This window comes from Streptomyces sp. NBC_00341, assembly GCF_041435055.1.
Lineage (GTDB): Bacteria > Actinomycetota > Actinomycetes > Streptomycetales > Streptomycetaceae > Streptomyces.
The window spans coordinates 3,364,632-3,385,990 of record NZ_CP108002.1 but is presented as its reverse complement, the minus strand read 5'-3'; the positions used below and the strand labels follow the sequence as shown (position 1 = coordinate 3,385,990).

The window sequence follows — 21,359 nt, the reverse complement described above, 5'->3', positions numbered from 1 at the left end:
CGGAAGGGCCTGCCCCTCGGCGGGGCAGGCCCTTTGTCCGGCAGTCCTCGCGGGCGCGCCGCGAGGTGCCCGCTCACTCGTCCAGCGTCAGGCCCTTGCGGAGCTTGACCAGGGTGCGCGAGAGCAGCCGGGAGACGTGCATCTGCGAGATGCCGAGCTCCTCGCCGATCTCCGACTGCGTCATGTTGGCGACGAACCGGAGCGAGAGGATCATCCGGTCGCGGCCGGGCAGCGAGGCGATCAGCGGCTTCAGGGACTCGACGTACTCGATGCCCTCGAGCCCGTGGTCCTCGTAGCCGATCCGGTCGGCCAGCGCGCCGTCGTTCTCGTCCTCCTCGGGCTTGGCGTCCAGCGAACTCGCGGTGTACGCGTTGCTCGCGGCCATGCCCTCGACGACTTCTTCGTTGCTGATGCCCAGGCGGTCGGCGAGCTCGCCCACGGTGGGCGCGCGGTCCAGCTGCTGGGCGAGCTCGTCGCCCGCCTTGGCCAGGTCGAGCCGCAGCTCCTGCAGGCGGCGCGGCACGCGCACGGACCAGCTGGTGTCGCGGAAGAAGCGCTTGATCTCACCGACGATGGTCGGCATCGCGAAGGTCGGGAACTCGACGCCCCGGCTGAGCTCGAAGCGGTCGATCGCCTTGATCAGGCCGATGGTGCCGACCTGGATGATGTCCTCCATCGGTTCGCTGCGGGAGCGGAACCGGGAGGAGGCGAACTTGACCAGGGCCATGTTCAGCTCGACGAGCGTGTTGCGCACGTACGAGTACTCGTGGGTGCCCTCTTCGAGGGATTCGAGCCGGGCGAAGAGCGTCTTGGAGAGCGCCCTGGCGTCCAGCGGTCCCATCTCGGAGGCGGGCGGGATCTCGGGAAGGTCCACGAGTGCGCCGGTGGTGCTGTCGGTATCGCCGTGATCACTGCTGGTGGTGCTTGAGCGCGTGCCGTCCAGGACGGCCGCGGCAGGGGAGTCTGATTCGGTCAGTCCCTGAGGACATGCTGACGTCGCGTTGTGGGTACGCGGTTCGTCGAGCCGGGGTGACATGGTCTCCTCCATCGTTCTCGGCATATGGCTGCCGATGCCTATACGTGTTCCTGCGGTGAAGCGGCGCCTCCAAAGCCGGCCATGTTTTGGGTGTCCCCCTACCCTTACCCGGTCCGTATGGCTGGTTACAAGCTCCAATTACCGCTATATGTCCGGTTTGTTGAGGTCTTCGGCTACCGCGTGGCGCACAGAACGCGTACTCTTTCAAGAACGTCAGCGACAGCTGCAACGCATCTGCACGCATAGCTGTGCGGACAGTGACGATCGGCGAAGAGGAACGGGCATGGACCGCGGGACGGTCGGCAGCGCGAACCGGGGTCGGCTTCAGGTCGAGGCCCGCACCGTGGGCCGCAGTGAGGTTGTGACGCCGGTGGGTGAGCTGGATCACCACACGGCGGACCTGCTGCGCGGCCCCTTGGAGAGCGCGGTCGAGCAAGGGCGTGCGCGCCTGGTGGTGGACTGCTCGCGACTCGATTTCTGTGATTCCACCGGGCTGAACGTGCTGCTCGGTGCCCGCCTCAAGGCGGAGGCGGCCGGGGGAGGGGTCCATTTGGCCGGAATGCTGCCGGTGGTGGCGCGGGTGTTCGAGATCACCGGGGCCGAAGCGGTTTTCACCGTTCACGGCTCCCTCGAAGAGGCCCTGGAAGACTGATCGTGGCGCGTTCTGCCACCCCGTACGTCTCGTGTGTTGCTCGTGTCACGCGATCTGCGTAGCCGAAGTGGGTGTTGTCACGATTCCGCCGGGCAGGAGACACCCCGGTGAGCCCTCGCGGCGAACCGCACGCTCCGTATCCGCCCGATGCCCGTACCGGCGTCCCTGTCCGTAATGCGTATGTGTATCTGTATCTGTTCAATGGCGACATGGTGAATCGGTGAGGTGAAGCGCTGATGAGCACCACCCGGCAGCATCCGCCGGGCGACCTCGGCCGCGAGCCGGAGGGCGCGGGCGTGGGTGCACATGCCGACGCGGGCCCCGGCGCGGACGCGGGCCCCGGCGCTTCCTCCGACGGCCCGGCGGGTCCGGGCGAGCGGCAGTGGCGCACGCTGTCCTTGCGGCAGGTGAGCGGCATCGTGCCGACGGCGCGTGATTTCGCCCGTACGGCGCTCCAGGAATGGGGCTGGCTGCCCGCCTCGACCGCCGACCGCCGGGCAGCCGCAGAGGACGTCCTGCTGGTCGTCTCCGAGCTGGTCACCAACGCGTGCCTGCACGCGGAGGGCCCCGACGAGCTGCGTATCGGGCGCACGTCGAAGGCGCTGCGGGTCGAGGTCGTCGACGGTGGCGCGGGACAGCCCGCGCCGCGTACCCCGCACCGGGCCGGCCGGCCCGGCGGACACGGCATGTTCATCGTGCAGCGGCTCTGCCTGGACTGGGGAGTCGTACGGGTGCCGGGCGAACCCGGCAAGACCGTCTGGGCGGAGCTGGCCGCCCCCGTATAGCCCGGGGTCTCTCCCCGCCCGCCCCCGGGGCCGTACCCCTCGGGCCCCACGCACCTCGAAGAGCGCGCCGGATCGGCGCGCTCTTTGTCTTCCCTCCACAAGGCCCCGGGCGTACCTTGAGCGCCAAATCTGATGTGTCGTCAGCTATTTGGGCCGCACGGAAGCGGCGCACGGCGACTCCCGGCATGAGGGGAATTCGAGGTGTCGTACCAGAAGCGAACAGCTCTCGCGCTGGCGTCCGGGCTGGCGGGGGCGGTGGTGCTGATGGTCGCGCCCGCCGCCCACGCGACGGTCGTCGACGTCAACTACAAGTGCAAGACCCCGATCGGGGACAAGGCCGCCGTGTCGCCCATCGACATCAAGAGCGTCAAGAGCGGCGGCGGCTACAAGCTCACGATGTCCTTCCAGAAGGGCGTCTCCTCCAGCCCGGTCGAACTGGGCAAGGGCGCGATGAACCCCAGCGCGGTGATCAAGGTGGGCGGCGCGGACCCGGGTCAGGTCCAGGTGGCCGGAGCCGCCAACTCCGCCGCGATCCCCGCCAACAGCCCGATCAAGATCAGTGATCTGTCGGGGACGTACACCCCGAAGAAGAGCGGCAAGGTCGACTTCACCGCCGGAGTGCTCACCATCAAGGCACTCGGTACGACGACGACCTGCACCCCGTCCAACAACCCGGGCCCCTCGCTCTCCCTCGACGTCACGGCCGCGGGCGGAAGCGCGAGCGGCGGCGGAAGCACGAGCGGCGGTGGTCAGAGCACGCCGGACGGCGGGTCCTCGCTGCCCAAGACCGGCCCGCTCGACTCGGCGGTCGCACTCGGCACGCTCGGCGGGACGGTGCTGCTGTCCGGCGCGGCCGGGGTGCTGTGGCTCACCCGGCGGGGGCAGCGGGCCACGGGCTGACTCCCCGCGAACCGCAGCGCAGCCGCCGTCACGCACCAGGGAGCCGCCCATGCCGCCGTTGACCGGTCACCTCACCCGCTTCGCCCTTGCCGTACCGCTGCTCGCCGCCCTGTGGTGGGCCGCCGCCATGACCGCGGCGGCCGGTGCCACCGAGCACCCGGCCGCCCCGGCGTGGACGGCGCAGCCCGCGGCGAACGGTGCGGGCCGGGACGGCGGCAGACCGTACTTCTACCTGGAGGGCCTGCCCGGCAGCGTCCTCCAGGACCGGCTCTCGGTCACCAACCCGGGCCCGGACCCGCTGACCGTACGGCTGCGCGGCGCCGACGCGTACAACACCGCGAAGGGCGGCTTCGCGGTACGCGGCGCGCACGGCTCCACCGGTACCGGGGCCTGGCTGCGGACGGCCACGGACAAGGTGACCGTGCCCGCCCGTACCCGCGCGGAGGTGCCCGTGTCCGTCACGGTGCCCAACGACGCGCTGCCCGGTGACCACCCGGGCGCGATCGTCGCGGAGAGCGGCGGCCGTTCCGTAGGCGTCCGGATCCAGCTGCGGGTCGGCGGGCCGACGCTGGCCGCGCTCACGGTCGAGGACGTCGAGGTGGCCGGGGGCACCATCCACTACACGCTGGTCAACCGGGGCAACGCGGTCCTCGCACCCCGGCTCGCCGTCAGCGCCGACGGGGTGTTCGGCACGCTGCTGCGCCGCGACGCCCGCACGCTGCCCGTCGAGCTGCTGCCCGGACAGCGGGTCCGGCTCACCGAACCGTGGCGGGACACCCCCGCCCTCGACTCCGCCACCGTCCGGCTGCGCGTGAGTGCCGCGGGCGGCGCGCACAGCGAGGCGACTGCCTCCGCGCTCTTCGTCCCGTGGCTGCCGCTCACCGGGGGCGCGCTGCTGCTCCTGGCCGGGGCCGCCGCGGGCACCTACGCCCACCGGAGGCGGCGAGCGGCACGGCGCGACGGGCACGGCTCCACCGGTACCGGGGTCGCCCCGTCCCCGGACCTGCAACAGCACTCCGACGAGAGGCACTTGGTGAAGGCGGGAGCGGAATCGTGACGGGACGGACCGGACCGGCGGCACTCCGGAGCGACGGCCGCGGGCGGACGGCGCTCCTCTCGAAACACGTCCTAGCCGCCCTGCTGACCGCGATACTGCCCGCCCTGCTGCTGACCGCGACCGGCGCGCACGCCACCGGCCGCAGCGCGGCGGACCCGAAACCGGCGGTCACGCTCTCCGGGAAGCAGGCGGGCAAGGGCGGCGAGATCACCGTCAAGGGCACCGGCTGGCGGCCGGACACCCTGCTGATGATGCTGGTCTGCGGGCGGTCCAGCCCGGACCGGGGGGTGATCGGCGGCACCAACTCCTGCGCCAACGCGGACGGCAGGGCCGTCACCACCGACTCCAAGGGCGCGTTCAGCAAGAAGCTGCCGGTCGCGGAGCCGCCCGTACCGTGCCCCTGCGTGGTGCACGTCGCGACGGTCACCGGGGACCAGTCCGTGGCCGACGCCGCGTTCGTCGTCGCCGGACATCCCGTCGCCGCACTGCCCAAGGAGGACGGTGATGGGAAGCTCGCCGTCCTCGCCACCACCCGGCTGGAGGGCGACAGCGGGATTCTCACCTGGTTCGGCGCCCCGCCGTCCCGCCGGCTCGTCCTCACCGTGGGCAATCTGGGCTCCGCCCCGGTCAAGGACCCGGTCTTCCAGGTCGGCACCGCCCACGGCGTCTACGCCCCGCAGTGGGAGGAGCGGCAGTGGCGCGGCACCGTCGAGCCCGGCCGCAAGGCGCGGATCGAACTGCCCGTCGAGCTGACGGCGGGTGCCCACGGCGACTACCAGGTCTCGCTGAAGTACGGCACCAAGGTGCTGGCCGAACAGCCGTGGGGGGTCGGCCGCCCGTGGGGCGTGACGCTCTTCTGGATCCTGCTCTGCCTCGTCGTGCCCGCCGCCGTGTTCCGTATCGGCATGGCGGTCGTCGACAAGGTGCGGCCGCGCTCCGCGCACGCGGCGGCCCGGCCGCGCCGGCGCCCCGACCGGTTCGCCGACGTGACGGCCCGGCTGCCGAAGCTGCGGCGGACACCCGCGCCGTCCGAGGGCCCCGCGCCCGCGGCGGGCACGGGCAGCACCACCACGGCCGCGCTGCCGTGGTTCACCCCTGATTCCGCACCGTCAGAGCACAGACCGACGACGAAGGGACATTCGTGAGTACGCAACGCAGGACGGTCGCGGCGGGAGTCGCGATGATGATCGGCGGGGCGGGCATGCTGCTGGCCGCGAGCCCTGCCCAGGCCGCCGACATCTCGTACAAGACGGAGTGCATACCCCCGGCCATCTCCGGACTGCCGCCCGTGGAGGGCACCACCCAGGTGCAGCTGACCGCACCCGCCCAGGCGAAGGTCGGGGACACCGTCGAGGTGGTGTGGAAGACGGTCGCGGCCGCCTCCAAGAACCCCGATGTCCTGGACCTGAGCAAGGACACGGTCCAGCCGACCGGCACCATCAAGCTGGGCGGCGCCGCCACCGGTGACCTGAAGATGGAGGGACCCCGGCAGAACCCGCCGATCCCCAAGAACTCCGCGATGCTCCTCTCGGACATGAAGGGATCGCTGAAGCTGGAGAAGGCCGGTGACCTGACGCTGACGCCGGACGCGTACAACATCAACGTCTCCAAGCCGATCTCCACGGACACCAAGTGCACCCCGAAGGAGACGGTGAAGCCGGGCGCGACGATCAAGGTCACGGACGGCGGCGGAACCACGGCCGGCGGCACGACCGACGGTGGTACGGACGCGGGCGGTACGACCGACGGAGGCACCGACGCAGGCGGTACGACCGACGGCGGTACGGACGCGGGCGGCACCGACACCGGAGGCACTGCCACCGGGGGTGACACCGGAGGTACGGACGCCGGGGGCGCCACCGCGGGTTCGGGCGGCACCGGCGGTGCCACCGACTTCCCGGGCAAGGAGGTCGCCGTCAACTTCGCCTGCAAGTCGCCCGGACCCGCCTCCATCGAGTCCAAGGTGACGGTCAACGCCAAGAAGAACGGCGGCAGCTACGGGCTCACGGTCAAGACGGCCAAGGGCGTGATGGACAGCCCGGCCGACCTGCCCGCGGGTGCGCTCAAGCCGTCCATGCAGATCGTCATCGGCGGCGCCGACAAGGGCTCCGTCGCCGTCACCGGGCCGGGGAACCCCGATCCGCTGAAGACGGGCAAGCCGGTCGACCTGCCCGACATGACCGGCACGTACAAGCCGGGTGCCTCCGGCAAGTCCACCCTCACTCCGGGCACCCTGACGATCGACGTCACGCTCGGCGGTTCGAAGATCAACATCCCGTGCACGGTGAAGGGTGCCGTCAAGGCGTCGCTCGAACTCGACACCACCGCCCAGCAGGGCGGCGCGTCCGGCGGCGGCGACACCTCGGGCTCCGGCGGAGCGGCGGCCGCGGCGGGCGGCGGTACGGCCTCCGGCGGCGGACTCGCGGCCACCGGTGCCGAGGACAACGGCGCCCTGCGCGCACTCGGCCTGGTCGCCGGTACGGCGATCCTGCTGGGCGGCGCGGTGTTCACGTTCACCCCGTGGCGCAGGCTGCGTTCCGGCCGCTGAGCCGAGGAGCGTACGCGTACGGCAGGGGCCGCCGCACCGATTTCCCGGTGCGGCGGCCCCTGTCCGGTGCGTGCGGCGCGATCAGCTCTCGTCGCTCATGTGCTGGGTGACCTTCCTGCGGTACATCCAGATGCCGACACCGGCGATGACGGCGAGGACCGCCTCGACCGCGACGGCGCCCGAGGTGTTCAGATCGACCCCGAGCTGCGGGGACGTCAGGAGACCGGTCACCGAGTCGCCCGCGGTGACCGCGAGGAACCAGACGCCCATCATCTGGGAGCTGTACTTCGCCGGGGCCATCTTCGTGGTGACCGACAGGCCGACCGGGGAGAGGCAGAGCTCCGCGACGGTCTGGATGAAGTAGATCGCCACCAGCCACATCGGGCTGACCCGGCCGCCGTTGGCGGCGGTGTCGATCAGCGGGATCAGGAAGACGACGAAGGACACCCCGATCAGCACGAGGCTGGAGGCGAACTTGACGGCGGTGCTGGGCTCCTTGCCGCGCTTGTTCAGCCACAGCCAGCCCGAGGCCATCACGGGGGCCGCCGCCATGACGAAGATCGGGTTCAGCGACTGGTACCAGGACGTGGGGAAGTCGAAGCCGAGGAGGCTGTTCGTCGTCGAGTTCTCACCGAAGATCGACAGGGTCGAGCCGTTCTGGTCGTAGATCATCCAGAAGACGGCGGCGACCACGAAGAACCAGATGTAGCCCGACAGCTTGGACTGCTCGGTCTTCGTCAGTTCCTTGTCGCGCTTCATGCGGACCAGGACGGCGACCGGGATGACCAGACCGGCGATGGTGATCGGCAGCACCGCCCAGTCGACGAAGTTGCCGGTGGCGGCGAGCAGGCCGTAGAAGACGACCGCGACGATCAGCCAGATCAGGCCCTTGCGCAGGGCCGAGCGCTTCTCCTCCTCCGTCGCCGGGGTGGCGACGACATCGCTCTGCGGGCTCAGGTGGCGGCTGCCGAGCATGAACTGGGCGAGGCCCAGCGCCATACCGACCGCGGCGAGCGCGAAGCCGAAGTGCCAGTTGACGTTCTCGCCGACGGTGCCGATGGTCAGCGGGGCGAGGAAGGCGCCGACGTTGATGCCGACGTAGAAGAGCGTGAAGCCACCGTCGCGCCGAGGATCCTTCGGGCCCTTGTAGAGGTGGCCGACCATCGTGGAGATGTTCGCCTTCAGCAGGCCGGAACCGAGCGCCACGAGGGCGAGGCCCGCGAAGAACGTCGCCGAGTTGGGCACGGCGAGCGTGATGTGGCCGAGGATGACGACACCGCCACCGATGGCGACCGTCTTGCGCGGCCCCCAGAAGCGGTCGGCGAGCCAGCCGCCCGGCATGGTGAGCAGGTAGACCATCGCCATGTAGGCGGAGTAGATCGTCGTCGCTGTGGCGGCGTTCATGTGCAGGCCGCCGGGCGCGATCAGGTACAGCGGGAGCAGTGCCTTCATCCCGTAGAAGCTGTAACGCTCCCACATCTCGGTCATGAAGAGCGTGGCCAGGCCGCGGGGGTGGCCGAAGAAGGTCTTCTCTGTGCCAGGCGGGCTGGCAGGGTCCTTCGTCAGGCTGGACGCCATGGTCGATCCTTGCTTGCTCGGGACGCGGCGCCTCGTGAAGCGGTACGCGCCCGGTGGGGGGAGGCCGGCACCGACGCGGGTACGCCCACCGCGTCGGGATCCACGCCCGGTGCCTTCATTGGCGTTCCGGGCCCGGCCCGCAGGTCATTCACTGGGTCGTTCACTGGGGACTTCGACTTCCGGGCCGGCGGGTACCGACCCCGCACACAAAAGAGACCCTGGGCGCTAATAGCTGCCCAAAGGTCTTTGAGTAGTGCAACAGGCGTTGAGACACCATACGACACGACAGAAGTGGATATGAAAGGACTTGAGACATGGATCACAGGTAGGAGTGCAACCACACTCCCACATTCGAAGGTCTGGACCTGAACGGGACGCAGACCCGAAGGGCTTTTGGATCACCGCACTCCTTGTCCGCTGCGCGGACTACCATCACCCCATGACCCGTGTACTGCTCGCCGAGGACGACGCATCCATCTCGGAGCCATTGGCCCGCGCCCTGCGTCGGGAGGGTTACGAGGTCGAGGTCCGCGAAGACGGTCCGACCGCTCTCGACGCCGGCCTCCAGGGCGGCATCGACCTGGTCGTACTCGACCTGGGGCTGCCCGGGATGGACGGCCTCGAAGTCGCCCGCAGGCTCCGCGCCGAGGGCCACACCGTGCCGGTGCTGGTGCTGACCGCCCGCGCCGACGAGGTCGACACGGTCGTCGGCCTCGACGCCGGCGCCGACGACTACGTCACCAAGCCCTTCCGGCTGGCCGAACTCCTGGCCCGGGTCCGGGCGCTGCTGCGCCGCGGGGCCACCGAGCCCGCCCCGCAGCCCGCCACCCACGGCGTCAGGATCGACGTCGAGTCGCACAGGGCCTGGATGGGCGAGGAGGAACTCCAGCTCACCGCCAAGGAATTCGACCTGCTGCGGGTCCTGGTGCGCGACGCGGGCCGGGTCGTCACCCGCGACCAGCTGATGCGCGAGGTCTGGGACACCACCTGGTGGTCGTCCACCAAGACCCTCGACATGCACATCTCCTGGCTCCGCAAGAAGCTCGGGGACGACGCGGCCAATCCGCGCTACATCGCCACCGTCCGGGGCGTCGGCTTCCGCTTCGAGAAGAGCTGACGTACAGAAACAGTCATGCGCCGAAGACTGATCAACTCCACCCTCGCCGTGGTGCTCGTGGTGATCGCCGTCTTCGGCGTCTCCCTCGTCATCGTCGAGGCCCGCACCATCAGCAGTAGCGCCCAGGAGAGCGTCGACTCGGAGGCGCTGCGCGTGATCAGCGTCATCGAGAGCCGGCTCCTGGGCTCCGAGCGGATCAACCCCGGAGTGCTGGCCGAACAGGTCGACGACAAGCGCTACGCCCTGGTGAAGATGGTCGGCCGCGAACCGATCGAGGTCGGGGAGCGCCCCAGCGGCAGTGTGATCAGCGCCACCGAGGTGGGGGAGCACGGCGAGCGGGTCACCATCGAGGAGTCCCGCTCCGCAGTCACCCGCGAGGTCGGCCGCACCCTGATGATCATCGGTGCGGTGGCGCTGCTGGCCATCGTCTCCGCCGTCCTGCTCGCGGTGCGCCAGGCCAACAAGCTGACCTCGCCGCTCACCGACCTGGCCGAGACCGCGGAGCGCCTCGGCTCGGGTGACCCGCGCCCGCGCCACAAGCGGTACGGGGTGCCGGAGCTGGACCGGGTCGCCGATGTGCTCGACTCCTCCGCCGAACGGATCGCCCGGATGCTGACGGCGGAGCGCCGGCTCGCCGCCGACGCCTCCCACCAGCTCCGTACGCCGCTGACCGCGCTCTCCATGCGGATCGAGGAGATCTCGGTCACCGACGACCCGGATACGGTCAAGGAGGAGGCGAACATCGCCCTCACCCAGGTCGAGCGCCTCACCGACGTGGTCCAGCGGCTGCTGACCAACGCCCGCGACCCGCGGACCGGCTCGGCCGTCGTCTTCGACCTCGACGAGGTGGTCAAGCAGCAGATCGAGGAGTGGCGCCCGGCCTACCGGGGCGAGGGCCGCGCCATCGTCCGCTCGGGCAAGCAGGGACTGCGGGCCGTCGGCACCCCGGGCGCGGTGGCGCAGGTGCTGGCCGCGCTGATCGAGAACTCCCTGATGCACGGTGGCGGCACGGTCGCCCTGCGGACCCGGGTCACCGGCAACCAGGCGGTCATCGAGGTGACGGACGAGGGCGCCGGAGTCCCCGCGGACCTGGGCGCGCGGATCTTCGAGCGGACCATCAGCGGCCGCAACTCCACGGGGATCGGCCTCGCGGTCGCCCGGGACCTGGCGGAGGCGGACGGCGGCCGCCTCGAACTGCTCCAGCAGCAGCCCCCGGTCTTCGCCCTGTTCCTCAGCCGGGTGGCCCTGAACAGAAAAGAACCGGAACGCCCGGTGAGGTGACCGGACAGGCCGAGCTCGGTCAACCGGGTACGGCCCATCAAGCCGCGTGCGGCCGTATCAAGCCCGTCCGGCGATTGAGGGCAAAGCGCCCCCCGGACGCACCCGGGGCTACCGCTGAGCCGTATCCGCCTCGACCCGCACCGCGGGCGGGGACGCGGGCGCGGGCACCGGTACCGGCACGGAGACCGCAGGCGGCACAGGCGCCTCCGCCTCGCTCAGCACGCCCTCTTTGTCAGGCAGCGCCTTGAACACCCAGCTCCGGTACGACCAGAAGCGGAACAGCGTCGCGACACCGATCCCGACGATCTTGAAGACATTGCTCTGGACCGGGCTGTTCCAGCCCAACCCGTACGTCGCCGCGTACAGGATCCCGTTCTCGATGACCGCCCCCACCGCGCTGAACAGCAGGAACAGCGTGAGTTCCCGCGTCCGCCCGCTCTTGTCGCGGTCCCGGTACGTCCAGTACCGGAACCCGACGTAGTTGCAGAGGATGGCGACGAACGTGGCCAGCAGGCCCGCCCGGACCGTCGGGATGTCCGTGTAGCGCCACAGCAGGTTGGATACCGCGATATTGACGACCAGACCGACCGCGCCGACCACGCCGAACTTGGCGATCTCCCGGGCCAGCACATCCAGCCGGGCCCGCAGTGCGCCCCGTTCACTCATGGTGATTGCTCAGCCCGTCTGTCGGTTCGTCTTCAGGTTCCGTCAACCCGGCCATGCTAACCAGCCCGCCCGTCGGCCGCCCATGAGTACGGGTACGGGTGTGGCGGGCCGGACACCTCGGGCCGTCGTCGGGAGCCCCCGAGGCGTGCGGATACCCTGGAGGAGTGACGTTCCCGGTAGTCGGCATGGTCGGTGGCGGTCAGCTCGCCCGTATGACCCACGAGGCGGGCATCCCCCTCGGCATCAAGTTCAAGCTCCTCAGCGACACCGCTCAGGACTCGGCGGCCCAGGTCGTGAGCGAAGTCGTCGTGGGCGACTATCGCGACCTGGACACGCTGCGTGCCTTCGCGCGCGGCTGTGACGTGATCACCTTCGATCACGAGCACGTGCCGACCGAGCACCTGCGGGCCCTGGAGGCGGACGGCATCCCCGTGCGCCCCGGCCCCGCCGCGCTGGTGCACGCCCAGGACAAGGGGGTGATGCGCGCCAAGCTCACCGAGATCGGCGCGCCCTGCCCCCGCCACCGCATCGTGAAGGACCCGGCCGACGCCGCGGCCTTCGCGCACGAAATCAGCGGGGGCGGCGCGCAGCGCCTCGGTGAGGGGCGGTGGCCGGGCGACGGGTCGGGAGGCTTCCCCGTCATCCTCAAGACCGTGCGCGGCGGCTACGACGGCAAGGGCGTCTGGGTGGTCCGCTCGGAGGCGGAGGCGGCCGACCCCTTCCGGGCCGGTGTCCCGGTCCTCGCGGAGGAGAAGGTCGACTTCGTACGGGAGCTGGCGGCCAACATCGTCCGCTCGCCGCACGGCCAGGCGGTCGCCTACCCGGTCGTCGAGTCCATCCAGGTGGACGGCGTCTGCGACACGGTCATCGCCCCGGCCCCCGAGCTGGACGAGCGGCTCGCCGGCGAGGCCCAGCAGCTCGCGCTGCGGATCGCGGCCGAGCTGGGCGTGGTCGGACACCTCGCCGTCGAACTCTTCGAGACCCGCGACGGTCACATCCTCGTCAACGAGCTGGCGATGCGCCCGCACAACTCCGGGCACTGGACGCAGGACGGCGCGATCACCTCGCAGTTCGCCAACCACGTCCGGGCCGTCCTGGACCTCCCGCTCGGCGACCCGCGCCCGCGCGCCACCTGGACGGTCATGAGCAACGTCCTGGGCGGCGACTTCCCGGACATGTACCAGGCGTACCTGCACTGCATGGCCCGCGACCCGCAGCTCAAGATCCACATGTACGGAAAGGACGTGAAGCCCGGCCGCAAGGTCGGCCACGTCAACACCTACGGCGACGATCTGGCGGACGTGCGGGAGCGCGCCCGGCACGCGGCCGACTACCTGCGAGGAACGATCACCGAATGACTTCCCCCGCCTCCGCCGCACCGGTCGTCGGCATCGTCATGGGCTCGGACTCCGACTGGCCCGTCATGGAAGCGGCGGCCAAGGCCCTCGACGAGTTCGAGATCCCCTACGAGGTCGACGTCGTCTCCGCCCACCGCATGCCGCGCGAGATGATCGCGTACGGCGAGAACGCCGCGGGCCGCGGCCTGAAGGCCGTCATCGCCGGAGCGGGCGGCGCCGCCCACCTGCCCGGCATGCTCGCCTCCGTCACCCCGCTGCCGGTCATCGGCGTACCGGTGCCGCTGAAGTACCTGGACGGCATGGACAGCCTGCTCTCCATCGTGCAGATGCCCGCGGGGGTGCCCGTCGCCACCGTCTCGGTCGCCGGCGCGCGCAACGCGGGCCTGCTGGCGGCCCGCATCCTCGCCGCCCACGACAGCGAGCTCCAGGCCCGCATGGTCGAATTCCAGAAGGAGCTCAACGACCAGGCCACCGAGAAGGGCAAGCGGCTGCGCACCAAGGTGCGGGGCGCGGACTCCTTCGGCTTCGGAAAGTAGGCAGCGATGGACCAGCTGGAGAAGGCCGGGGAACTCCTCGCGGAGCACCCCGTGGTCGACGGCCACAACGACCTGCCGTGGGCGCTGCGCGAACAGGTCGGCTACGACCTGGACGCCCGCGACATCGCCACCGACCAGTCGGCCCATCTGCACACCGACATCCCCCGGCTGCGCGCGGGCGGCGTCGGGGCCCAGTTCTGGTCCGTCTACGTACGGTCCGACATGGCGGGCGAGGACGCCGTCAGCGCCACCCTGGAGCAGATCGACGCGGTCGCCGAGCTGCTGGCCCGGTACCCCGCCGACCTGCGCCGCGCGCTGACCGCCGACGACATGGAGACGGCCCGCGCCGAGGGCCGCATCGCCTCCCTGATGGGCGCCGAGGGCGGCCACTCCATCAACAACTCGCTGGGCACCCTGCGCGCCCTGCACACGCTCGGCGTCCGCTACATGACGCTGACCCACAACGACAACATCGCCTGGGCGGACTCCGCGACCGACGAGCCGGGCGTCGGCGGGCTCTCCCCGTTCGGCCACGAGGTCGTACGGGAGATGAACCGCACCGGGATGCTGGTCGACCTCTCGCACGTGGCGGCCACGACGATGCGCGACGCGCTCGCCACGTCCACCGCGCCGGTGATGTTCTCGCACTCCTCCGCGCGGGCGATCTGCGACCACCCGCGCAACATCCCCGACGACGTCCTGGCGCAGCTCCCGGCCAACGGCGGCATCGCCATGGCGACCTTCGTACCGAAGTTCGTCCTGCCGGCGGCCGTCGCCTGGACGCAGGCCGCCGACGAGAACATGCGCGCCCAGGGCCTGCACCACCTGGACACCACCGAGCGGGGCATGAAGGTCCACGCCGCGTTCGAGGCGGCGAACCCCCGCCCGATGGCGACCGTGGCGACGATCGCGGACCACCTCGACCACATGCGCGAGGTCGCCGGGATCGACCACATCGGCATCGGCGGCGACTACGACGGCACCGCGTTCCTCCCGCAGGGCCTGGAGGACGTCGCGGGGTACCCGAACCTGATCGCGGAGCTGCTCGGCCGGGGCTGGTCCGCCGCCGACCTGGCCAGGCTCACCTGGCAGAACGCGGTACGGGTGCTGCGCGCCGCCGAGGACGTGTCGCGCGAGCTGTCCGCCCGCCGGGGCCCGTCGCACGCCACGATCGAACAGCTGGACGCGCCGACGGTCTGAAGCCCGGCGGTCAGCAGGCGCAGAGACAGAACGGGTGCCCCGCCGGATCGGCGTACACCCGGAAGGTCCGCTCCCGGTCGTCCGCTTCGAGCACCGTCGCCCCCAGAGCCAGCACCTCCCGCTCCGCCGCGTCCAGATCCTGCACGGTCAGGTCCAGATGGAACTGCTGAGAACCGTCCGGATTCGGCCACCGCGGCGGTACGAAGTCGGGCGCGGCCTGGAAGGCGAGCGGGGTGCCGGTGATCCCCGTGAGATCCACCCAGTCCTCCTGCTGCTCGACCTTCCCGCCGAGCAGCGCGGCGTAGAAATGGGCCAGGGCGGTGGGATCCGGGCAGTCCAGGACGACGGCACCGAGTGCGGCTACGGCCATGACGCTTCCTCCTTGGGCAGATGCGGGCATGTGGTTACCGACAATGCGCCTCAACCAGTAACCGTTACTGCATGCTCCCTCAATGGAGGTAACGTCGCAACCATGAATGAGAGGGACTCCGCGCCCGGCGGACTCGCGCTGATCGAAGCCCTGGTCAACACCCTGGACGTGGAGACCGGCGCGGACACCCTCGACACGGCGGAGGGGCGCGCCGAACTCGCCCTGGCAGGGCCGGACGTCCCGGCGGCCCGCGCGCTCCGCGAGGCCCTGCGCGCCGTCTGCCTGGCCCACGCGGGCCACCGCCCGCCCGAGGGCGGCCCGGTGTCCCTGCTGGACCGGCTGCTGGCCCGGGCGCCCCTGCGCGTCCGCGTGGACGAGGCGGGTGCGGCGGTGCTGTGCGCGGTGGAGGAGCCGCCCGGACTGACCGCCCGGGTCGCGACGGCCATCGCCGCCGCCTCTGCGGACGGGACCTGGGACCGGCTCAAGGTGTGCGAGGCGGCGGACTGCCGCTGGGCCTATTACGACCGCAGCCCGGCGGGACGCCGCCGCTGGTGCTCGATGTCGGTGTGCGGCGCCCGCGCGAAGATGCGCGCGTACCGCGCGAGGCAGGGCTGAGAGGGCTCAGGTGCTCAGGCCTTCGGCCGTCCCATCGCCCGGAACGTCCACCCGGCCTCGCGCCACACCGCGGGGTCCAGCGCGTTGCGCCCGTCCAGGATGAGCTTGCGGCCCGCGGCCTCGCCCAGCGCCACCGGGTCCAGCTCGCGGAACTCGCTCCACTCCGTCAGGTGCAGCACCACATCGGCGCCGCGCACCGCGTCCAGGGCGGTGTCCGCGTAGCCGAGCGTGGGGAAGAGGCGGCGGGCGTTGTCCATGCCCTTCGGGTCGAAGACGGTGACCTGGCCGCCCTGGAGGTGGATCTGCCCGGCGACGTTCAGGGCGGGCGAATCGCGTACGTCGTCCGAGTCCGGCTTGAAGGTGGCGCCCAGGACGCCCACCCGCTTGCCGAGGAACGAGTCGCCGCCGACGGCCTCCCTGGCCAGCTCCACCATGTGGCCGCGGCGCCGCATGTTGATGGAGTCGACCTCGCGGAGGAAGGTCAGCGCCTGGTCGGCGCCCAGCTCACCGGCGCGGGCCATGAAGGCCCGGATGTCCTTGGGCAGGCAGCCGCCGCCGAACCCGATCCCGGCCCGCAGGAACTTCTTCCCGATCCGGTCGTCGTGGCCGATGGCCTCCGCCAGCTTCACGACGTCGCCGTCGGCGGCCTCGCAGACCTCGGCCATGGCGTTGATGAAGGAGATCTTGGTGGCGAGGAAGGAGTTGGCCGAGGTCTTCACCAGTTCGGCGGTCGGGAAGTCCGTCACCACGAACGGCGACCCCTCCGCGACCGGTGTGGCGTACACCTCGCGGAGCAGTTTCTCGGCCCGCTCGCTCTCCACGCCGACGACGATCCGGTCCGGGTGCAGCGTGTCGTTGACAGCGAAGCCCTCGCGGAGGAACTCCGGGTTCCACGCCAGCTCGGCGGCGTCGCCCGCGGGTGCCAGCTCGGTGAGCCGGGCGGCGAGCCGGGCCGCGGAGCCGACCGGCACGGTGGACTTGCCGACGACCAGGGCGGGCCTGGTCAGAAGCGGTGCGAGGGATTCGAAGGCGCTGTCCACGTAGCTCATGTCGCAGGCGTACTCGCCGTGCTTCTGCGGGGTGTTCACGCAGACGAAGTGGACGTCGCCGAATTCCGCCACCTCTTCCCACGAGGTGGTGAAGCGCAGCCGGCCGCTGGCGCCCTCGATGCCCGCGACGTGCTTCTTCAGGATCTCTTCCAGCCCCGGCTCGTACATCGGGACCCGGCCGGCCGAGAGCAGCTCGACCTTCTCGGGCACGACATCGAGCCCCAGCACTTCGAAGCCCAGCTCCGCCATGGCCGCGGCGTGGGTGGCGCCGAGGTAGCCGGTGCCGATCACAGTGATCCTGAGGGCCATGTAGTGCTCCTGGGAGATGCGGACAGACGTGCGGTGAACGAGCATAGTCGTGCCCCTGAAACGCTCCATTCCGGCTGTCGCGAAGCTCACGGCCCCAGCTCGTATGCCATTGCGGGGGCGGGCACCTAAAATTAGGTTACTTAACGGTAGTTAGCTGCATCCTGGGGAGTGAGAGTCTTGGCGGGTTCGACCGATTTCGACCTGTACCGTCCGGCCGAGGAGCACGAGATGCTCCGTGAGACGGTGCGTGCGCTCGCCGAGGCGAAGATCGCCCCGCACGCGGCCGCGGTCGACGAGGAGGCCCGCTTCCCGCAGGAGGCGCTGGACGCCCTCACCGCCGCCGACCTGCACGCCGTCCACGTCCCCGAGGAGTACGGCGGCGCCGGCGCCGACGCGCTCGCCACGGTCATCGTGATCGAGGAGGTGGCCCGCGCCTGCGTCTCCTCCTCCCTCATCCCGGCCGTGAACAAGCTCGGCTCGCTCCCGGTGATCCTGTCCGGCTCCGAGGACCTGAAGAAGAAGTACCTGGGCCCGCTCGCCAAGGGCGACGCGATGTTCTCGTACGCCCTCTCCGAGCCGGACGCGGGCTCCGACGCCGCCGGGATGAAGACCAAGGCCGTCCGCGACGGCGACTTCTGGGTCCTCAACGGCGTGAAGCGCTGGATCACCAACGCGGGCGTCTCCGAGTACTACACGGTCATGGCGGTCACCGACCCGACCAAGCGCTCCAAGGGCATCTCGGCGTTCGTCGTCGAGAAGTCGGACGAGGGCGTCTCCTTCGGCGCCCCTGAGAAGAAGCTCGGCATCAAGGGCTCCCCGACCCGCGAGGTCTACTTCGACAACGTCCGCATCCCCGCCGACCGCATGATCGGCGAGGAGGGCACCGGCTTCGCCACCGCGATGAAGACCCTCGACCACACCCGCATCACGATCGCCGCCCAGGCCCTCGGCGTCGCCCAGGGCGCGCTGGACTACGCCAAGGGCTACGTCCAGGAGCGCAAGCAGTTCGGCAAGCCGATCGGCGACTTCCAGGGCATCCAGTTCATGCTCGCCGACATGGCCATGAAGCTGGAGGCGGCCCGCCAGCTCACCTACTCGGCCGCCGCCAAGTCCGAGCGCCTCGACTCCGACCTCACCTTCTTCGGCGCCGCGGCCAAGTGCTTCGCCTCCGACGTCGCGATGGAGGTCACCACGGACGCGGTCCAGCTCCTGGGCGGCTACGGCTACACGCGGGACTACCCGGTGGAGCGGATGATGCGCGACGCCAAGATCACCCAGATCTACGAGGGCACGAACCAGGTCCAGCGGATCGTGATGGCGCGGAACCTGCCGTAGCCGACGCGCGACCGGCAGCAGACGCAGAGCACGGCGCCCCGCAACCCGATCGTCCCGGGTGCGGGGCGCTTCGCGGTTCCGCAGGTCCGCCCCGGCCCCCGCATCGCGTACGTCCCGGTCGAGAGCGCCTGCTGTCAGACTGACCGGATGCAGGACAACAACCATTTCTCGCTGACCAGAGTGCGGCTCCGGCATTACCGCAGCATCGCGGAGGCCGATGTCGATCTGGGGCAGCTGCTGCTGCTCGTGGGGCCCAACGGTTCGGGCAAGAGCAACTTCCTGGACGCGCTGCGTCTGCTCTCCGAGGCGCTGCAGACCTCGCTCGACCAGGCGCTGCGAAGCCGTGGAGGGGTGGCGGAGGTCCGGAGACGATCCACCGGGCATCCGACGCACTTCTCCATCGATCTGGAATTCCGGGGACCGGGATACACAGGGGGGTACGGGTTCGAAGTCGCCGCGGTCAAGGGCGGCGGATTCCGGGTCAGCCGTGAGGACTGCCGAGTGTGGCTCGACGCAAGGGATCAGGAGGGAAACCGACACGCGGACGCCAGGTTCCGCATCGAGAAGGGCGTACTGAAGGATTCGTCGGAGCCGGTGATGCCGCCGGTGAGCGAGCAGCGCCTGTACCTCGTGTCCGCAGCCGGGCTGGAGGCCTTCCGGCCTGTCTTCGACGGTCTTGCGGGAATCAGTGTGTTCAGCCTGAACCCCGACATCATGCGTCAGCCGCAGACGCCGGACACAGGCGAGTTCCTGCACCGCGACGGTGCCAATATCGCGAGTGTCCTCCATCGGCTGGAGGCGGCCGACAAGGCCAGGATCGAGGCGTACCTCCAGCAGATCGTGCCCGGCATGCACGAGGTGTCCCGCTCCGACCTGGGCAACTGGGAAACGCTGGAGTTCGCCCAGGACGTTCCCGGAGCGAAGAATCCCTGGCGATTCCAGGCCCAGTCGGTTTCCGACGGCACACTGCGCGCACTCGGGGTGCTGGTGGCGTTGTTCGCGGGGACGGGCTCCACGCTCAGCACAGTCGGGATCGAGGAGCCCGAGAGTGCCCTGCACCCGGCAGCGGCCGGTGTTCTGCTGGACGCTCTGCGCGACGCGAGCGAGCGGCGTCAGGTGATCGTGACGAGTCACAGTCCCGATCTGCTGGACCGCCATGATTTCGAACTCTCCCAGCTGCGCGCGGTCCGTTCGATCGGCGGCGAGACAAGGATCGGACCGCTTGATGCAGCCGGGGCGCTGGCCATGCGGGAACAGCTGTACACGCCAGGGGAGTTGCTGCGTACGGACCAGTTGCTGCCGGAGGCTGTCCAGTGACCGTGCCTGTGGTGGCCCCGATCGTGGAGGGCCACGGAGAAGTGACAGCGGTACGCGAACTCATCACGCGGATCGCCGCAGAGTTCAACGGCGCCTATGCGGAGGTCGCACAGCCGTTCCGCCTCGACTCAGGGAAGATGCGCAAGCCCGACGAACTGGGCAAGGCGATCCGCTTCCGGGCGACCCCGAGGCAAAGCGGGGAGCCAAGAGTCAGTTGGAGGGTCTGATGCAGGAGTCGTACAAGGAGACCCTGCATCAGGCGAAGTTCTCCGGCGTGATGGATCTGCGAGTGGCGGCGGCGCGGAGCAGGTCGTTCCGTCGGATGGTCCATGCCGTTGAACTTCTGGTCCGTTAGCTCCGGACGACACCACCGGCCCGGCTTCTGGACCCGCGCACTGGCTGGCCACCAAAGGAGCCACGAAGGTGGACGAAGCGCTTGGTGCCACGCCTTCCGCACCCTGCAGCGGCTGAGCCGATCCCCAGTAGGGGCGTTGGGATGGGTCGCCGTCCGTCACGACGCTTCTGAGGACGGGGTCCGCCGCTACGTCATGTGGCGTCATGGGGCTGGAGCCCGGACCCCTGAGGTGATCCCGGCGTGGCTGTCCTGCGCCCGCCACGCCGACCCCTGACCAGCGGCTTCAGGACGAAACGACCCCAGTGAGGGGATCCGCCGGATGGCGGCGGCGAACCAGGGCTGAGATGCCGGGCGTTCCGGTTCCCGGCAAAGAACCCGGAACCACATCTATTGCTGCGTCCAGGTGCTAGCTTTCAGCTTCCACAGACCGTATGAAGTACTGAACTCCAGGCAAAACAAGCATCGTTTACGGCCTTGGCTGCGCATTTCATGCTCCTCCTCCGATGACTCAGATATGGGGATCTCACATGCCCAGAACTTGGCTGGCTGCCGGAGCTCTGTTCACCTGCCTGTTACCCGTCGCGGCCTGCGGCTCGACGCAGGAGCCGGCCGACAGCGCAAACAGCACGCCGGAGTCGTCGTCCACCGCGGCCGGGTCCACGCCCGCCGCTCCACCGGTGTCACCTTCGCCCTCGACGTCGTCCGAGTCACCGGTCCCGGCCGCCGGGCGGAAGCTGGTCCTGAACATCACGAACCACGACGGCTACCAGGCGACGCTCAAGGTGACCATCGCGCCGCACGTCATCTACGAGGCCGGTGTCACTCCGCCGGGCATGGAGGAGCAGTGCGCCGCCTACATACCGGGTGACAGTGTGCAACGTGCCCTGGTGGCGATCACCACTGAGCTGACCCCCAGAACGGTCAAGGGCTTCACCTGGCCGGAGGCCTCCCAACAGACCGTTTCCGTCGACGCGGACGACATGAGCCTTTGCGACGGAAACCAGGAGTCCGTTACCACGTACGTGCACAGCGACGCGAAGGGACCGATCACCGCGCAGGGCCTGTTCGAAACAGAGATCACTCCGAACAGCCCCGACGGATTCGGCGACTCCGGGCCGTGGAAGTCCATCAGCGTGACGGTGGACAACGTCGGGTGCGATGTCGTCAGCAAGGACTCCGCCTTCGTGCCGGCCTCGACCCTGTACGACGAGGACTGCGCCTACACCGTCGAAGCGAAGTAGCAGCCCAGGGCTTCAACGTGCCACCGGCGTCATCTTGATCACTGGCAGAAGGAC

The 21,359-nt window shown here is 70.1% G+C and carries 21 protein-coding genes; 16 read left to right on the top strand and 5 right to left on the bottom strand.

Features of this window, described 5'->3' with window-relative positions:
• Window positions 1-73: 73 nt before the first annotated feature.
• On the bottom strand, window positions 74-1,036 hold the full coding sequence (locus tag OG892_RS15100) for an RNA polymerase sigma factor SigF (protein WP_328868453.1): 963 nt from the start codon (window positions 1,034-1,036) through the stop codon (window positions 74-76).
• A 283-nt stretch (window positions 1,037-1,319) separates the two neighbouring features.
• On the opposite strand from OG892_RS15100, the gene OG892_RS15095 reads away from it, so the two are divergent.
• The 6 genes from OG892_RS15095 to OG892_RS15070 all read left to right on the top strand — a co-directional run bounded on the left by OG892_RS15095 (window position 1,320) and on the right by OG892_RS15070 (window position 6,978).
• A complete protein-coding gene (locus tag OG892_RS15095; RefSeq protein WP_073738515.1) occupies window positions 1,320-1,688 on the top strand; it encodes an STAS domain-containing protein in 369 nt (122 codons plus the stop codon).
• Between the two features lie 236 nt (window positions 1,689-1,924).
• Window positions 1,925-2,473, top strand: a complete 549-nt coding sequence (locus tag OG892_RS15090) for an ATP-binding protein (RefSeq protein ID WP_327337204.1) — start codon at window positions 1,925-1,927, stop codon at window positions 2,471-2,473.
• 201 nt (window positions 2,474-2,674) lie between these two features.
• The gene (locus OG892_RS15085; RefSeq protein ID WP_371629418.1) at window positions 2,675-3,373 is read left to right on the top strand and encodes a peptidase; all 699 of its coding nucleotides are present in this window, start codon (window positions 2,675-2,677) and stop codon (window positions 3,371-3,373) included.
• A 49-nt stretch (window positions 3,374-3,422) separates the two neighbouring features.
• The gene (locus OG892_RS15080; RefSeq protein WP_371629417.1) at window positions 3,423-4,430 is read left to right on the top strand and encodes a hypothetical protein; all 1,008 of its coding nucleotides are present in this window, start codon (window positions 3,423-3,425) and stop codon (window positions 4,428-4,430) included.
• On the top strand, window positions 4,427-5,575 hold the full coding sequence (locus OG892_RS15075) for a hypothetical protein (RefSeq protein ID WP_371629416.1): 1,149 nt from the start codon (window positions 4,427-4,429) through the stop codon (window positions 5,573-5,575). The genes OG892_RS15080 and OG892_RS15075 overlap by 4 nt, the downstream gene beginning before the upstream one ends.
• 38 nt (window positions 5,576-5,613) lie before the next feature.
• Window positions 5,614-6,978 carry a hypothetical protein gene (locus OG892_RS15070; protein ID WP_073738580.1) on the top strand — a complete coding sequence of 455 codons (1,365 nt, stop codon included), beginning with the start codon at window positions 5,614-5,616 and terminating at the stop codon, window positions 6,976-6,978.
• An 81-nt stretch (window positions 6,979-7,059) separates the two neighbouring features.
• Here OG892_RS15070 and OG892_RS15065 read toward each other — a convergent pair whose 3' ends face one another.
• Window positions 7,060-8,556 (bottom strand): peptide MFS transporter, encoded by a 1,497-nt coding sequence (locus OG892_RS15065; protein ID WP_073738520.1) that lies wholly within the window; start codon window positions 8,554-8,556, stop codon window positions 7,060-7,062.
• Between the two features lie 439 nt (window positions 8,557-8,995).
• Between OG892_RS15065 and OG892_RS15060 the strand changes: the two genes are divergently transcribed.
• Together OG892_RS15060 and OG892_RS15055 are read left to right on the top strand one after the other, a co-directional pair.
• Window positions 8,996-9,673: a response regulator transcription factor gene (locus OG892_RS15060; RefSeq protein ID WP_018104033.1), complete on the top strand. Its 678-nt coding sequence runs from the start codon at window positions 8,996-8,998 to the stop codon at window positions 9,671-9,673.
• A 15-nt stretch (window positions 9,674-9,688) separates the two neighbouring features.
• Complete coding sequence (locus OG892_RS15055) at window positions 9,689-10,954, top strand: ATP-binding protein (protein WP_328866825.1); 1,266 nt, start codon at window positions 9,689-9,691, stop codon at window positions 10,952-10,954.
• 108 nt (window positions 10,955-11,062) lie between these two features.
• On the opposite strand, the gene OG892_RS15050 is transcribed toward OG892_RS15055, so the two are convergent.
• Window positions 11,063-11,620, bottom strand: a complete 558-nt coding sequence (locus OG892_RS15050; protein WP_073738522.1) for a GtrA family protein — start codon at window positions 11,618-11,620, stop codon at window positions 11,063-11,065.
• A gap of 164 nt (window positions 11,621-11,784) precedes the next feature.
• Here OG892_RS15050 and OG892_RS15045 point away from each other — a divergent pair, with 164 nt between their 5' ends.
• From OG892_RS15045 to OG892_RS15035, 3 genes are read left to right on the top strand one after another with little or no spacing between them, the layout of a single operon-like run.
• Window positions 11,785-12,978, top strand: a complete 1,194-nt coding sequence (locus OG892_RS15045; protein ID WP_371629415.1) for a 5-(carboxyamino)imidazole ribonucleotide synthase — start codon at window positions 11,785-11,787, stop codon at window positions 12,976-12,978.
• Window positions 12,975-13,514 (top strand): 5-(carboxyamino)imidazole ribonucleotide mutase, encoded by a 540-nt coding sequence (gene purE, locus OG892_RS15040; RefSeq protein ID WP_073738524.1) that lies wholly within the window; start codon window positions 12,975-12,977, stop codon window positions 13,512-13,514. The genes OG892_RS15045 and purE overlap by 4 nt, the downstream gene beginning before the upstream one ends.
• Before the next feature lie 6 nt (window positions 13,515-13,520).
• Window positions 13,521-14,714 (top strand): dipeptidase, encoded by a 1,194-nt coding sequence (locus OG892_RS15035; RefSeq protein WP_073738525.1) that lies wholly within the window; start codon window positions 13,521-13,523, stop codon window positions 14,712-14,714.
• A 10-nt stretch (window positions 14,715-14,724) separates the two neighbouring features.
• Here the strand turns inward: OG892_RS15035 and OG892_RS15030 are convergent, their stop codons facing one another.
• A complete protein-coding gene (locus OG892_RS15030) occupies window positions 14,725-15,084 on the bottom strand; it encodes a VOC family protein (RefSeq protein ID WP_073738526.1) in 360 nt (119 codons plus the stop codon).
• Between the two features lie 102 nt (window positions 15,085-15,186).
• Between OG892_RS15030 and OG892_RS15025 the strand changes: the two genes are divergently transcribed.
• Window positions 15,187-15,699, top strand: coding sequence for a CGNR zinc finger domain-containing protein (locus OG892_RS15025; protein WP_371629414.1), 513 nt, complete (start codon window positions 15,187-15,189; stop codon window positions 15,697-15,699).
• Between the two features lie 14 nt (window positions 15,700-15,713).
• Here OG892_RS15025 and OG892_RS15020 read toward each other — a convergent pair whose 3' ends face one another.
• Window positions 15,714-17,057, bottom strand: a complete 1,344-nt coding sequence (locus OG892_RS15020) for a UDP-glucose/GDP-mannose dehydrogenase family protein (protein ID WP_073738581.1) — start codon at window positions 17,055-17,057, stop codon at window positions 15,714-15,716.
• Window positions 17,058-17,234: 177 nt separating this feature from the next.
• On the opposite strand from OG892_RS15020, the gene OG892_RS15015 reads away from it, so the two are divergent.
• From OG892_RS15015 to OG892_RS15000, 4 genes are all read left to right on the top strand, one after another.
• Window positions 17,235-18,392 (top strand): acyl-CoA dehydrogenase, encoded by a 1,158-nt coding sequence (locus OG892_RS15015; protein WP_073738528.1) that lies wholly within the window; start codon window positions 17,235-17,237, stop codon window positions 18,390-18,392.
• A 147-nt stretch (window positions 18,393-18,539) separates the two neighbouring features.
• The gene (locus OG892_RS15010; RefSeq protein WP_371629413.1) at window positions 18,540-19,709 is read left to right on the top strand and encodes an AAA family ATPase; all 1,170 of its coding nucleotides are present in this window, start codon (window positions 18,540-18,542) and stop codon (window positions 19,707-19,709) included.
• Window positions 19,706-19,936, top strand: a complete 231-nt coding sequence (locus OG892_RS15005) for a hypothetical protein (protein WP_371629412.1) — start codon at window positions 19,706-19,708, stop codon at window positions 19,934-19,936. The genes OG892_RS15010 and OG892_RS15005 overlap by 4 nt, the downstream gene beginning before the upstream one ends.
• A 655-nt stretch (window positions 19,937-20,591) precedes the next feature.
• Window positions 20,592-21,305, top strand: a complete 714-nt coding sequence (locus tag OG892_RS15000) for a hypothetical protein (RefSeq protein WP_371629411.1) — start codon at window positions 20,592-20,594, stop codon at window positions 21,303-21,305.
• Window positions 21,306-21,359 lie beyond the last annotated feature (54 nt).

What these genes read in the sequence shown, in the direction of transcription:
- OG892_RS15035 (WP_073738525.1), top strand. Translation starts at nt 13,521, where the DNA reads ATGGACCAGCTGGAGAAGGCCGGGGAACTCCTCGCGGAGCACCCCGTG.
- OG892_RS15020 (WP_073738581.1), bottom strand. Translation starts at nt 17,057, where the DNA reads ATGGCCCTCAGGATCACTGTGATCGGCACCGGCTACCTCGGCGCCACC.
- purE (WP_073738524.1), top strand. Translation starts at nt 12,975, where the DNA reads ATGACTTCCCCCGCCTCCGCCGCACCGGTCGTCGGCATCGTCATGGGC.
- OG892_RS15100 (WP_328868453.1), bottom strand. Translation starts at nt 1,036, where the DNA reads ATGTCACCCCGGCTCGACGAACCGCGTACCCACAACGCGACGTCAGCA.
- OG892_RS15000 (WP_371629411.1), top strand. Translation starts at nt 20,592, where the DNA reads ATGCCCAGAACTTGGCTGGCTGCCGGAGCTCTGTTCACCTGCCTGTTA.
- OG892_RS15090 (WP_327337204.1), top strand. Translation starts at nt 1,925, where the DNA reads ATGAGCACCACCCGGCAGCATCCGCCGGGCGACCTCGGCCGCGAGCCG.
- OG892_RS15030 (WP_073738526.1), bottom strand. Translation starts at nt 15,084, where the DNA reads ATGGCCGTAGCCGCACTCGGTGCCGTCGTCCTGGACTGCCCGGATCCC.
- OG892_RS15070 (WP_073738580.1), top strand. Translation starts at nt 5,614, where the DNA reads ATGATCGGCGGGGCGGGCATGCTGCTGGCCGCGAGCCCTGCCCAGGCC.
- OG892_RS15025 (WP_371629414.1), top strand. Translation starts at nt 15,187, where the DNA reads ATGAATGAGAGGGACTCCGCGCCCGGCGGACTCGCGCTGATCGAAGCC.
- OG892_RS15055 (WP_328866825.1), top strand. Translation starts at nt 9,689, where the DNA reads ATGCGCCGAAGACTGATCAACTCCACCCTCGCCGTGGTGCTCGTGGTG.
- OG892_RS15065 (WP_073738520.1), bottom strand. Translation starts at nt 8,556, where the DNA reads ATGGCGTCCAGCCTGACGAAGGACCCTGCCAGCCCGCCTGGCACAGAG.
- OG892_RS15050 (WP_073738522.1), bottom strand. Translation starts at nt 11,620, where the DNA reads ATGAGTGAACGGGGCGCACTGCGGGCCCGGCTGGATGTGCTGGCCCGG.
- OG892_RS15060 (WP_018104033.1), top strand. Translation starts at nt 8,996, where the DNA reads ATGACCCGTGTACTGCTCGCCGAGGACGACGCATCCATCTCGGAGCCA.
- OG892_RS15095 (WP_073738515.1), top strand. Translation starts at nt 1,320, where the DNA reads ATGGACCGCGGGACGGTCGGCAGCGCGAACCGGGGTCGGCTTCAGGTC.
- OG892_RS15010 (WP_371629413.1), top strand. Translation starts at nt 18,540, where the DNA reads ATGCAGGACAACAACCATTTCTCGCTGACCAGAGTGCGGCTCCGGCAT.
- OG892_RS15080 (WP_371629417.1), top strand. Translation starts at nt 3,423, where the DNA reads ATGCCGCCGTTGACCGGTCACCTCACCCGCTTCGCCCTTGCCGTACCG.